This is a genomic window from Streptococcus sinensis (assembly GCF_000767835.1).
Taxonomy (GTDB): domain Bacteria; phylum Bacillota; class Bacilli; order Lactobacillales; family Streptococcaceae; genus Streptococcus; species Streptococcus sinensis.
Genome location: NZ_JPEN01000084.1, coordinates 1 through 12,692, shown reverse-complemented (window position 1 = coordinate 12,692; position 12,692 = coordinate 1). Strand labels below are relative to the sequence as shown.

The window sequence follows — 12,692 nt, the reverse complement described above, 5'->3', positions numbered from 1 at the left end:
TCTACAACAAAATAGGCTCCATAATCCCTGCGGTGGATTTACCCACTACAGAAATTATAGAGCTCTTTTATTTATGCACAAAGATGTATGAGTTGTCTCATGCTCCCTACTTATCCAATTTTTTGATAGACTAGAAAATGCTCTGTTAAAGACCACGGATCGATGATCTTTATTATAAAATGAACATCTTTTTTTGTCATGGCTTGACAGTCTCACTTCTGGAAGGTAGTGAGCTTTTGGAAGTGTCTAATAATCAAGTCTACTACGAATCTTAGATGATTTATTCTTTTGTTTGTGGTTTAAAGAAGGCTTTATATAGCGCTCGGATAGCAGCTTTTTCTTGCTCTTTATTGACTACGAACATGATAGATACTTCACTTGAGCCTTGGGACATCATTTGAATGTTGATATTATTTTCTGAAAGAGCTTTGGTTGCGGTAGCTGTAACCCCAATATGGCTTTTCATTTTTTCACCGACAATCATGATAATGGAAAGATCGTGTTCAATTTCTGCATGATCAACCTCTGCTTTTTGGATAAGCTGGCGAAGGATTTCTTCCTCTTTGATAGGGGTCAATTCGCGCTCGCGCAAGATGATGGAGAGGTCGTCAATTCCTGTAGGCATGTGCTCCCAGCCAATGTTCAAATCTTCTAGGATTTGGAGAACCTGTCTACCAAAGCCGATTTCTCGGTTCATGAGATATTTAGACATATTGATACTTACAAAGCCTGCATCACCAGCAATCCCGACGACAGGTAAATGTTCCTTGCTATGTTTATGAACAATTTGCGTTCCAGGATGTTCAGGATTGTTAGTGTTTTTGATAACCAGCGGAATTTTACCACGGTAAGCAGGAAGCAGGGCCTCATCATGGAGAACAGTAAAGCCAGCATAGGCCAATTCCCGCATTTCACGGTAGGTCAGTTCAGGAATGGAATGTGGTTTGTGGATGATGCCAGGATGGGCTGCGAAAATCCCATCGACATCAGTAAAGTTTTCATAGATATCTGCTTTGACCCCTGCAGCAATGATAGAACCTGTAATATCAGAACCACCACGAGAAAATGTGCAGATTTGTCCATCGCGGGTAACTCCGAAAAATCCTGGAATGACAAGAACTTCTTCGGAGTTGTTTAATTCTTCTATTTTATCATAGCTATATGGAAGAATTCGGGCATTACCCGGCTCACTGGAAACAAAAAGTCCAGCTTCTCTTGGATGTACATAGCGAGCAGGAACTCCGTTTTGGTTGAAGAAAGCTGCAATTAATTTTGCATTATTATCCTCACCAGCTGCAAGAAAAGTATCATAAAGAAATTCATTTTCTTCAATTGGCAGAGTGGCTAATGAAACAATGTTTTTTGAAATTCTATCGAGAATAGTTTGCTTTAATCCCAGCTCCGCCACGATATCTGCATAACGGTTGATAATCCATTTTTGCTGCAATGAAACATCGTCACCAGCGATGTATGCGCGATAGTATTTAATCAAAGCATCTGTGACTTTGGTATCAGAATCATTTCTTTTTCCTGGGGCTGATACAACAACGAATTGACGTTCCTTATCTGATTTGACAATATTTAACACTTTCTGTAATTGAGTTGCAGAAGCTAGTGAACTTCCGCCAAATTTTACAACTTTCATGGATGCTCCTCATATTTATTTTAAAAATTATAACAAAATTCTGAAAATTTTTCAATTCTTCTTTTTCAATCTCTAAAAGTAGTGAAGTTTTTGTAAATGACTTAACATCTGGTTATCATTTAAATTTATTTATTTTTTCTTTTCTTTCAAAATTATTTATGTTAGAATAGATACTGCATTATAATTTGAGTGTCAAATTATTTAATCATAAAACAAAATCGACTGAATATATCAAGTCGGGAATGGAGCTAGAATGACTTTCAATGGTATTCTTTACAAGGTAGCTGATGAAGTAGCGACCATTACTTTTAATCGTCCGGAAGTTTCAAACGGTTTTAATATTCCTATGTGTGAGGAAATTTTAGAAGCGATTGAACTTGCCGCAAATGATCAGGCTGTGAAATTTTTAGTCATCAATGCTAATGGTAAAGTATTTTCAGTCGGTGGTGATTTGGCTGAAATGCAAAGGGCTGTCAGTGCTGATGATATCCAATCTTTGGTAAAAATTGCAGAGCTGGTCAATGATATTTCCTTTGCTATGAAGCGCTTGCCCAAACCAGTCATCATGAGTGTGGATGGGCCGGTTGCAGGTGCTGCAGCCAATATGGTCGTGGCTGCAGATTTCTGTATTGCGACGGAGAAATCGCGTTTTATCCAAGCCTTTGTCGGGGTCGGTCTGGCGCCAGATGCAGGTGGTCTTTACTTACTGACTCGGGCAATCGGTGTGACTCGGGCAACTCATTTGGTGATGACAGGGGAGGCTTTGACAGCAGAGAAGGCTTTGGAGTATGGCTTGCTCTATAAAGTCTGTGAGTCTGAAAAACTGGAAAAAACAACGGAGCAACTTCTTAAAAAATTAAAACGTGGCTCTCTTAATTCCTATAGGGCCATGAAAGAAATGGTTTGGAAGAGCCTCTTCAGCGGTTGGAAAGAATATGCAGAGTTGGAGTTAGAACTGCAGAAATCCCTTGCTTTCACCGAGGACTTTAAAGAAGGTGTTCAAGCCTATACTGAAAAGCGTAGACCTAAGTTTAGAGGGAAATAGGCGAAAATTGGCAAGGTTTACATCCCAAGAGTAATTATAAAAAATTATTTGATTTTCAAAATAATTTTCAAAAAGGCTTGCAAATTATTTTGATATCTGATAAAATTTGAATGCCAAAGTATTTTTTAAGGAGGTGTGGTTTTTGAATTCCCAGCTAGTAAATGATTATTTAACATCGATTTTTAACAATGTCTTGGTCATTGAAGAGTCCAGCCTCCGAGGCAGTCGTTTTAAAGATGTCTCTATTAAAGAAATGCATACGATTGATGTTATTGGCTCCACTCCAAATGCAACTCCAAGTGATATTTCAAGAGAATTAATGGTTACTTTGGGGACTGTCACAACCAGTTTGAATAATTTGGAGCGGAAAGGGTATATCGAACGTCGACGTTCAGAAATTGATCGCCGCGTGGTTCACCTAAATCTGACTAAAAATGGCCGACTTTTGTATCGTCTTCATAAACGTTTTCATAATCGGATGGTTATGCAGGTGGTTGAAGGAATGAGTTCGGAAGAAAGAAAAGTGATGCAAAAAGGTCTGCATAACTTATATAATTTTTTAGAGGAGCTGAAATGATGAACTACGCAAAGATTAGCCAAACTGCGCATTATGCTCCTAGTCAAATTGTCACGAATGATGATTTGGCAAAATTGATGGACACTAGTGATGAATGGATTTCAAGCCGGACAGGGATTAAAAAACGTCACATATCTTTAAATGAAACCACCAGTGTTTTAGCGACAAGGGTTGCTGAGCAGTTGTTAGAGAAGGGCGGAATTTCTGCTGATGAGATTGATTTTATCATCGTTGCAACTATTACGCCTGATTCTATGATGCCTTCTACTGCAGCTAGGGTTCAAGCGAATATTGGCGCTAAGAATGCTTTTGCTTTTGATTTGACGGCAGCCTGCAGCGGTTTTATCTTTGCTTTGTCTACAGGTGAGAAATTTATTTCTTCTGGACGGTATAAAAAAGGTTTGGTCATTGGAAGTGAAACCTTATCAAAGGTTGTGGATTGGTCAGATCGCACGACTTCGGTATTGTTTGGTGACGGTGCTGGCGGTGTTTTACTTGAAACTTCAGAAAGACAGCATTTTTGGGCTGAAAGTCAGTTTACAGATGGTCTGAGAGGTGAGAGTCTGACTAGTGGCAGGCTTGGCTTGTCTTCACCTTTTTCAGAGAAGCAAGAAGATACACGTTATTTGAAAATGGAAGGTCGGGCAATTTTTGACTTTGCTATTCGCGATGTGGCTCAATCAATTAAAAGCACCATTGAGGAAAGCCAGTTTTCAGTAGATGATCTTGACTATCTGTTGTTGCATCAGGCCAATATCCGGATTTTGGACAAGATGGCTAAGAAACTGGGAGTCACTAGGGAAAAGCTGCCTGCTAATATGATGGAATATGGAAATACCAGTGCAGCCAGTATCCCGATTTTATTATCTGAGTGTGTCCAACAGGACTTGATTAAGCTGAACGAAAATCAGACAATTTTGCTGTCAGGTTTCGGTGGAGGTTTGACATGGGGCACGCTTATTGTTACAATTTAGTTAGTCATGTGGAAACACATTGATAAAAAATATTTATTTTTAAAGGAGTCTATCCATGGCAGTATTTGAAAAAGTACAAGAAATTATCGTTGAAGAACTTGGCAAAGAGCCATCAGAAGTTACGCTTGAGTCAACTTTCGATGATCTTGAAGCTGATTCATTGGACTTGTTCCAAGTTATTTCAGAAATCGAAGATGCTTTTGACATCCAAATCGAAACTGAAGAAGGCTTAAATACAGTTGGTGACTTGGTTGCTTACGTAGAAGAAAAAACAAAATAAACAAGAACTTGAGAGTATCGTGAGATATTCTCTCTTGTTTAGGTAATAGTTTGACTGTCAAAGTAAAGAAATACATCTCGCATGTGGTAGTTTGGAATCCAGCTATTACTTAAGCAATGATTAGAGGAAGGTATTATGCAAACACGAATTACAAAATTATTAGATATAAAATATCCTATTTTTCAAGGTGGAATGGCCTGGGTTGCGGACGGTGACTTGGCTGGTGCGGTTTCAAAAGCTGGTGGTCTTGGCATCATCGGTGGTGGAAATGCTCCTAAGGAAGTGGTGAAGGCCAATATTGACAAAATCAAGTCTTTAACAGACCGTCCTTTCGGTGTTAATATCATGCTTCTCTCTCCTTTTGCAGAAGATATTGTGGATCTTGTCATTGAAGAAGGAGTTAAAGTGGTGACGACTGGCGCGGGCAATCCAAGTAAGTACATGGCTCGCTTCCACGAAGCAGGCATTACCGTAATCCCAGTTGTACCAAGTGTAGCTCTAGCTAAACGGATGGAAAAAATCGGAGCGGATGCGGTTATTGCAGAAGGGATGGAGGCCGGTGGCCATATCGGTAAACTGACTACCATGTCTTTAGTACGTCAGGTTGTAGAGGCTGTGAATATCCCAGTTGTTGCAGCTGGTGGTATTGCAGATGGACCAGGGGCGGCAGCTGGCTTTATGTTGGGAGCTGAAGCTGTTCAGGTTGGAACACGCTTCGTCGTTGCTAAGGAATCCAATGCCCACCAAAATTATAAAAATATGATCTTGAAGGCTCGGGATATTGATACGACAATTTCTGCTCAGCATTTCGGCCATGCGGTTCGTGCTATCAAGAATAAGCTAACTCGTGATTTCGAAAAGGCAGAAAAAGAAGCCTTCAAGCAAGAAAATCCAGATTTGACTGTTTTTGAAAATCTGGGAGCTGGTGCCTTGGCCAATGCGGTTGTCCGTGGCGATGTGGAAAATGGTTCGGTCATGTCCGGTCAGATTGCCGGCTTGGTTAGCAAGGAAGAAACAGTAGAAGAAATTCTCAAAGATATTTATTATGGCGCTGCTGAAAAGATTCAGCAAGAAGCAAAACGTTGGGCAGGAGTGACTAGAAATGACTAAAACAGCCTTTCTCTTTGCCGGTCAGGGGGCCCAGTATCTGGGGATGGCTCGTGACCTCTATGATCAGTATGGCGTGGTCAAGGCGACCTTTGAGGAAGCCAGCCAGGTTCTGGGCTATGATGTTCGGGAATTGATTGACCAGAATGAGGAAAAACTTAACCAAACTCGCTATACTCAGCCAGCAATTTTGACAACTTCTGTTGCTATTTATCGCCTGCTGGCTGAAAAAGGAATCCAGCCTGATATGGTGGCTGGTCTTTCTCTGGGTGAATACTCTGCCTTGGTAGCTGCTGGTGCGCTGGACTTCAAAACAGCGGTAGCTCTAGTCGCTAAACGCGGAGCTTTTATGGAAGAAGCTGCCCCTGCTGGCTCTGGTAAAATGGTAGCAGTTTTAAATGCAGAGGTCTCTCTCATTGAGGCAGCCTGTCAGACGGCTAGTCAGCTGGGAGTAGTCTCTCCAGCCAACTACAATACTCCTAGTCAAATCGTCATTGGGGGCGATGCGACAGCGGTGGACAAGGCGGTGGAATTACTCAAGGAAGTAGGTGTGAAACGCTTGATTCCGCTGAATGTTTCTGGTCCTTTCCATACAGCGCTCTTGAAACCAGCCAGTGAAAAATTAGCTCAGGTCTTGGCTGAAACGGAATTTGCTGAATTTCAGCTTCCACTAGTGGGCAATACAGAAGCGGATATTATGGAAGCTGGCAGAATTAAGGAATTGCTGACCCGTCAGGTCATGGAACCAGTTCGTTTCTATGACAGTATCGCTAAAATGCAGGAAGCTGGTGTGACAGAATTTATCGAGATTGGCCCAGGGAAAGTCCTGTCTGGCTTTATGAAGAAAATTGATAAATCAGCAGTTGTTCATCATGTTGAAAGTGTAGACACTTTGACAGCCCTACTAGAAAAATAATGGGGAATACCAATGGAATTAAAGAATAAAAATGTTTTTATTACTGGCTCTAGCCGTGGAATCGGTTTGGCCATTGCACATAAGTTTGCAAGTGCAGGTGCCAATATTGTCTTGAACGGGCGCGGTCAAATTTCAGATGACGTTTTAGCTGAGTTTGCTGGTTATCCGATCAAGGTCGTGGCTATTTCAGGCGATGTGTCTGATGGTACTGATGCCAAGCGAATGGTTGAGGAGGCGATTGTGGCTTTGGGGTCTGTAGATGTCTTGGTTAACAATGCTGGGATTACTCGAGATAAGCTCATGCTTAAGATGACAGAGGAAGACTTCGAGCAAGTGCTGAAGGTCAACTTGACTGGTGCCTTTAATATGACACAAGCTGTCTTGAAACCAATGACCAAGGCTCGCCAGGGAGCAATCATTAACTTATCAAGTGTTGTCGGTTTGACTGGTAATGTCGGTCAGGCCAACTATGCAGCTTCTAAAGCTGGCTTGATTGGATTTTCTAAGTCGGTTGCCCGTGAAGTGGCAGCGCGCAATATCCGTGTCAATGTAATTGCCCCAGGCTTTATCGAATCGGATATGACAGACGGGCTTCCTGAAAAAATCAAAGAAGCCTCCCTTGCTCAAATCCCAATGAAACGGTTCGGGAATACCGGAGAAGTGGCTGATGTTGCCTTGTTCTTGGCGAGACAGGAATATCTTACCGGTCAAGTCATCACGATTGACGGCGGGCTGACCATGCAGTAATTTCAAATGAATTTGGATTTGAAAGTTCACCAATCATCATAAAGGAGTTCACTATGAAACTAAATCGAGTTGTTGTAACAGGTTATGGATTAACCTCTCCAATCGGAAATACACCCGAAGAATTTTGGAATAGTTTAAAAGAAGGTAAGATTGGGATTGGTCCCATCACCAAATTTGATCACAGCGATTTTGCTGTTCATAATGCAGCAGAAGTTCAAGATTTTCCTTTTGATAAATATTTTATCAAGAAAGACACCAATCGTTTTGACAACTATTCCTTGTATGCCCTTTATGCCTCTCAAGAAGCGGTCAATCATGCTGGCTTAGATGTTGACAATCTTGGCAAGGATCGCTTTGGTGTCATCGTTGCATCTGGTATCGGTGGCATTAAGGAAATCGAAGATCAAGTCATTCGTTTGCATGAGAAAGGTCCGAAACGTGTCAAACCGATGACCTTGCCAAAGGCTCTGCCAAATATGGCCGCTGGGAATGTGGCTATGCGCTTCGGAGCAAATGGAGTCTGTAAATCAATCAATACGGCTTGCGCTTCTTCAAATGATGCGATTGGCGATGCCTTCCGCTCTATCAAATTTGGTTTCCAAGATGTGATGTTGGTAGGTGGTTCAGAAGCTTCTATCACACCATTTGCGATTGCTGGCTTCCAAGCTTTAACGGCTCTTTCCACGACAGAAGATCCTGCTCGCGCATCTATTCCTTTTGATAAAGACCGGAATGGTTTTGTTATGGGGGAAGGTTCTGGTATGCTGGTTCTTGAAAGTCTGGAGCATGCTGAAAAACGTGGAGCAACGATTCTTGCAGAAGTAGTTGGCTACGGAAATACCTGTGATGCTTACCACATGACTTCTCCGCATCCAGAAGGTCAGGGTGCTATTAAGGCGATTAAATTGGCTCTTGCTGAAGCAGAGATTAGCCCAGCAGATGTTGCTTATGTCAATGCCCACGGAACTTCAACTCCAGCTAATGAAAAGGGTGAAAGTGGTGCTATTGTTGCAGTTCTTGGTAAGGATGTTCCTGTTTCATCTACTAAATCATTCACCGGTCACCTGCTCGGGGCAGCTGGTGCAGTCGAAGCGATTGCGACTATTGAAGCGATGCGCCACAGCTTTGTACCAAAAACAGCTGGTACAAGAGAAGTATCAGATTATATTGAAGCAAATGTTGTATTTGGGGAAGGCAAGGAGCAGGAAATTCCTTATGCGATTTCCAATACATTTGGCTTTGGTGGTCACAATGCTGTTCTGGCATTCAAGCGTTGGGAGGACTAGATGAATATCAATGAAATTAAAGACTTGATGGCTCAGTTTGACCAATCAAGCCTGCGTGAATTTTCTTATAAAAACCAAAGCGATGAGCTGTCTTTCAGTAAGAATGAAGGGAAAGCCCCAGCTCCAGCAGTCAGTGCAGCTCCAATTGTTGCCCCTCTGCAGGCTGCGAGTGCGCCTGTGCTTGAGCCAGCTCCCCAAGCAGCTCCATCTGTAGTATCTGAGGTAGCTTCAGATGCTCCGGCTCCTGCTGCTGAAGGTGATGTTGTGGAAAGTCCTTTGGTTGGTGTGGCTTACTTAGCAGCTGGCCCGGACAAGCCGCCGTTTGTGACAGTTGGAGACCAAGTAAAAAAAGGTCAAACCCTGATGATTATTGAAGCCATGAAGGTCATGAATGAAGTGCCAGCACCTAAAGATGGTCTGGTCACAGAAATTTTGGTCCAGAATGAAGAAATGGTTGAGTTTGGGAAAGGGTTGGTACGCATTAAATGATTGATATCAATGCAATAAAAGAAGCACTTCCGCACCGCTACCCCATGCTTTTGGTGGATCGCGTTTTGGAAGTCAGTGAAGATGAGATTGTCGCTCTAAAAAATGTGACAATTAACGAACCATTCTTTAACGGGCATTTTCCTCAGTATCCTGTCATGCCAGGTGTTTTGATTATGGAAGCTTTGGCTCAAACGGCTGGTGTGCTGGAATTGTCTAAAGAAGAAAATAAGGGCAAGCTGGTCTTCTATGCTGGCATGGACAAGGTTAAGTTCAAAAAGCAAGTCGTACCAGGCGATCAATTGATTATGACTGCCAAGTTTGTCAAGCGCCGTGGCACCATTGCAGTGGTAGAGGCCAAGGCCGAAGTTGACGGAAAACTTGCAGCCAGTGGAACCTTGACCTTTGCGATTGGTCAGTAAGAAAGAGGAGATTTCACCATGTTTCGTAAAATTTTAATTGCTAACCGTGGGGAAATTGCGGTCAGAATTATTCGCGCAGCCCGCGAGTTGGGGATTGCGACAGTAGCAGTTTATTCAACGGCTGACAAGGAAGCGCTCCATACTTTACTGGCTGATGAGGCAGTCTGTATCGGCCCAGCCAAATCCACGGACTCTTATCTCAATATGAATGCGGTACTTTCGGCTGCTGTTTTGACCGAGGCGGAGGCTATTCATCCTGGTTTTGGTTTTTTGAGTGAAAACTCCAAATTTGCGACCATGTGCGAAGAAGTCGGTATTAAGTTTATTGGACCATCAGGCGCTGTCATGGATCTGATGGGGGATAAGATCAATGCTCGAGCGCAGATGATTAAGGCCAAAGTACCGGTTATTCCAGGATCTGATGGAGAGGTGTATACTTCTAAAGAAGCCTTGGAAGTAGCCGAAAAGATTGGCTACCCAGTCATGCTCAAAGCTTCTGCCGGCGGTGGCGGCAAGGGCATCCGTAAGGTTGAAAAGGCTGAGGATTTAGTAGCGGCTTTTGAATCTGCTTCTAGCGAAGCTAAAGCGGCCTTTGGCAATGGTGCCATGTATATGGAGCGAGTGATTTATCCAGCTCGTCATATCGAAGTGCAAATCCTGGCAGATCAGCAGGGCCATGTGGTCCACTTGGGGGAGCGGGATTGCTCTTTGCAGCGTAACAATCAGAAGGTGCTGGAAGAAAGCCCGTCGGTGGCGATTGGGAAAACCCTGCGCCAGCAGATTGGGGAAGCAGCTGTTCGGGCTGCTCAGTCTGTCGGCTATGAAAATGCTGGAACGATTGAGTTTCTGTTGGATGAAGCCAAGGGTGAGTTCTACTTTATGGAAATGAATACTCGGGTTCAAGTGGAGCATCCAGTCACAGAGTTTGTGACGGGGATTGACATCGTCAAGGAGCAAATCAAGATTGCTAATGGGCAGGAACTGTCCTTTGGACAGGATGATATTGAAATCCGGGGCCATGCAATTGAGTGTCGGATCAATGCTGAAAATCCAGCCTTTAACTTTGCGCCGAGTCCTGGTAAAATTTCTAACCTTTATCTACCTAGCGGAGGAGTGGGGTTGCGCGTGGATTCAGCTGTCTATCCCGGCTACACTATCCCACCGTACTATGACAGCATGATTGCCAAGATTATCGTCCATGGAGAAAACCGCTTTGATGCGCTAATGAAAATGCAGCGGGCTCTCTATGAGCTAGAAATTGACGGTGTTGTGACCAATAGCAGTTTCCAGCTGGATTTGATTTCTGATCCGAACGTGATTGCGGGAGACTACGATACAGCTTTTCTAATGGAAAAATTTCTCCCAGCTTATCAAGATAAAAATTAAGTGACAGAGAGTGGTTTTGTTTTAATTAGACAGAATCACTCTTAGATTTGATAAAGGAGTAAGCAATGCCTTTGTTTTCAAAAAAGGATAAATATATCCGAATCAATCCGAATCGGGCGATTCGTGAGACGCCTCAGGCTAAACCAGAGGTGCCAGATGAACTATTCTCCAAGTGTCCAGGGTGTAAGCACACCATTTATCAAAAAGATTTGGGAAGCGAACGGATTTGTCCAAATTGTGGCTACACTTTCCGTATTACTGCATTTGAACGTTTGAGCTTAATCGCAGACGAGAATAGCTTTGATGAACTGTTCACTGGGATTGAGACAACGGATCCGCTGCGTTTTCCTCATTATAAGGAAAAACTGGCGCAGATGCGTGAAAAAACAGGTCTGGATGAGGCCGTTTTGACTGGTACAGCTCTGATTAAAGGCCGAAAAATTGCTCTGGGAATCATGGATTCCAACTTTATCATGGCTTCCATGGGAACTGTTGTAGGGGAGAAGATAACCCGTCTCTTTGAGTATGCGACAGAGCAGGAGCTGCCGGTCGTTCTTTTCACAGCGTCTGGCGGTGCTCGGATGCAGGAAGGCATCATGAGTCTCATGCAGATGGCCAAGACCTCTGCTGCTGTGCAACGTCACTCCAAAGCGGGGCTCTTTTATCTGACAGTCCTAACAGATCCGACAACAGGCGGTGTCACGGCTTCCTTTGCTATGGAAGGCGATATCATTTTAGCAGAAGCTCAAGCTTTGGTTGGTTTTGCTGGCCGTCGGGTCATTGAGTCTACTGTAAGAGAAAAATTGCCAGATGATTTCCAAAAGGCTGAATTTTTGCTGGAACATGGTTTTGTTGATGCAATTGTCAAGCGTGGTGAATTACGTGATACAATTGCCACACTTTTAAGCTTTCATGGAGGTGGCCTATGACAAGAATCATTCGGATCATCAAGGAAGCGCGTAATCAGGCGCGTTTAACGGCCTTAGATTTTGCTCGGGGGATTTTTGATGACTTTGTGGAGTTGCATGGAGATCGTTCTTTTCGTGATGACGGTGCCGTTGTTGGCGGTATTGGAACCTTACAGGGCCAGCCTGTAACGGTTGTCGGGATTCAGAAAGGTCGCAATCTGCAGGATAATCTGCGGCGAAATTTTGGTCAGCCTCATCCCGAAGGATATCGCAAGGCTCTGCGTTTGATGAAGCAGGCAGAGAAATTCGGGCGTCCAGTTGTGACTTTCATCAACACTGCGGGAGCTTATCCTGGTGTCGGCGCTGAGGAGCGTGGACAGGGAGAAGCGATTGCCCGCAATCTCATGGAAATGAGTGACCTTAAGGTCCCCATTATTGCCATTATCATCGGTGAGGGCGGTTCAGGTGGTGCTCTGGCACTGGCTGTTGCAGACAAGGTCTGGATGCTGGAAAATTCCATGTATGCGGTACTAAGCCCAGAAGGCTTTGCTTCTATTCTTTGGAAAGATGGCAGTCGGGCTATGGAGGCAGCTGAGCTGATGAAAATCACTTCCCATGAACTGCTACAGATGGGAGTTGTGGATAAGGTTATTCCAGAACGCGGATTCAATAAATACGAACTCTTAGCTGCGGTCAAGGAAGAAATCAGTACTGAGCTGGCTCAACTTTCCAAACNAGAATTATTGGAAAATCGTTATCAACGATTCAGAAAATATTAAAAACCGAGTTGAACTCGGTTTCTGATTGAAGACAAGCATCAAGATGAGATGTTTGTCTTTTTTTATGGCTCTTTTCTACCATTTGTCAAGTCTATCAAGGCTTTAAGTGAAAAATGAGATAAGACAGTAGCTAT

14 protein-coding genes are annotated in these 12,692 nt (G+C 43.4%); 13 read left to right on the top strand and 1 reads right to left on the bottom strand.

Annotation, left to right across the window (positions count from 1 at the left end; genetic code table 11):
* Positions 1-280: 280 nt before the first annotated feature.
* Complete coding sequence (locus SSIN_RS07535) at positions 281-1,645, bottom strand: aspartate kinase (protein WP_037617547.1); 1,365 nt, start codon at positions 1,643-1,645, stop codon at positions 281-283.
* 253 nt (positions 1,646-1,898) lie between these two features.
* Here SSIN_RS07535 and fabM point away from each other — a divergent pair, with 253 nt between their 5' ends.
* The 13 genes from fabM to SSIN_RS07470 all read left to right on the top strand — a co-directional run bounded on the left by fabM (position 1,899) and on the right by SSIN_RS07470 (position 12,558).
* Positions 1,899-2,690, top strand: a complete 792-nt coding sequence (fabM, locus tag SSIN_RS07530) for a trans-2-decenoyl-ACP isomerase (protein ID WP_037617545.1) — start codon at positions 1,899-1,901, stop codon at positions 2,688-2,690.
* Positions 2,691-2,832: 142 nt separating this feature from the next.
* Entirely contained in the window at positions 2,833-3,267 is a 435-nt protein-coding gene (fabT, locus tag SSIN_RS07525; protein ID WP_037617543.1) for a fatty acid biosynthesis transcriptional regulator FabT, read from the top strand.
* The gene (locus SSIN_RS07520; protein ID WP_037617541.1) at positions 3,267-4,241 is read left to right on the top strand and encodes a beta-ketoacyl-ACP synthase III; all 975 of its coding nucleotides are present in this window, start codon (positions 3,267-3,269) and stop codon (positions 4,239-4,241) included. The genes fabT and SSIN_RS07520 overlap by 1 nt, the downstream gene beginning before the upstream one ends.
* Before the next feature lie 55 nt (positions 4,242-4,296).
* The gene (locus tag SSIN_RS07515) at positions 4,297-4,521 is read left to right on the top strand and encodes an acyl carrier protein (protein WP_002893611.1); all 225 of its coding nucleotides are present in this window, start codon (positions 4,297-4,299) and stop codon (positions 4,519-4,521) included.
* Positions 4,522-4,656: 135 nt separating this feature from the next.
* Positions 4,657-5,631, top strand: coding sequence for an enoyl-[acyl-carrier-protein] reductase FabK (fabK, locus tag SSIN_RS07510; protein ID WP_037617539.1), 975 nt, complete (start codon positions 4,657-4,659; stop codon positions 5,629-5,631).
* Positions 5,624-6,544 carry an ACP S-malonyltransferase gene (fabD, locus tag SSIN_RS07505; RefSeq protein ID WP_037617537.1) on the top strand — a complete coding sequence of 307 codons (921 nt, stop codon included), beginning with the start codon at positions 5,624-5,626 and terminating at the stop codon, positions 6,542-6,544. The genes fabK and fabD overlap by 8 nt, the downstream gene beginning before the upstream one ends.
* Before the next feature lie 12 nt (positions 6,545-6,556).
* Positions 6,557-7,291 carry a 3-oxoacyl-[acyl-carrier-protein] reductase gene (fabG, locus tag SSIN_RS07500; protein WP_037617536.1) on the top strand — a complete coding sequence of 245 codons (735 nt, stop codon included), beginning with the start codon at positions 6,557-6,559 and terminating at the stop codon, positions 7,289-7,291.
* 53 nt (positions 7,292-7,344) lie between these two features.
* Positions 7,345-8,577, top strand: coding sequence for a beta-ketoacyl-ACP synthase II (gene fabF, locus SSIN_RS07495; RefSeq protein WP_037617534.1), 1,233 nt, complete (start codon positions 7,345-7,347; stop codon positions 8,575-8,577).
* Positions 8,578-9,066, top strand: coding sequence for an acetyl-CoA carboxylase biotin carboxyl carrier protein (accB, locus tag SSIN_RS07490; RefSeq protein WP_037617533.1), 489 nt, complete (start codon positions 8,578-8,580; stop codon positions 9,064-9,066). It begins immediately after the preceding gene.
* Positions 9,063-9,485 (top strand): 3-hydroxyacyl-ACP dehydratase FabZ, encoded by a 423-nt coding sequence (gene fabZ / locus SSIN_RS07485; protein ID WP_008809611.1) that lies wholly within the window; start codon positions 9,063-9,065, stop codon positions 9,483-9,485. The genes accB and fabZ overlap by 4 nt, the downstream gene beginning before the upstream one ends.
* A gap of 18 nt (positions 9,486-9,503) precedes the next feature.
* A complete protein-coding gene (gene accC, locus SSIN_RS07480; RefSeq protein WP_037617530.1) occupies positions 9,504-10,871 on the top strand; it encodes an acetyl-CoA carboxylase biotin carboxylase subunit in 1,368 nt (455 codons plus the stop codon).
* A 65-nt stretch (positions 10,872-10,936) separates the two neighbouring features.
* Positions 10,937-11,800 carry an acetyl-CoA carboxylase, carboxyltransferase subunit beta gene (accD, locus tag SSIN_RS07475; RefSeq protein WP_037617527.1) on the top strand — a complete coding sequence of 288 codons (864 nt, stop codon included), beginning with the start codon at positions 10,937-10,939 and terminating at the stop codon, positions 11,798-11,800.
* Positions 11,797-12,558, top strand: coding sequence for an acetyl-CoA carboxylase carboxyl transferase subunit alpha (locus tag SSIN_RS07470; RefSeq protein WP_037617525.1), 762 nt, complete (start codon positions 11,797-11,799; stop codon positions 12,556-12,558). The genes accD and SSIN_RS07470 overlap by 4 nt, the downstream gene beginning before the upstream one ends.
* The last annotated feature ends 134 nt before the right edge of the window (positions 12,559-12,692 follow it).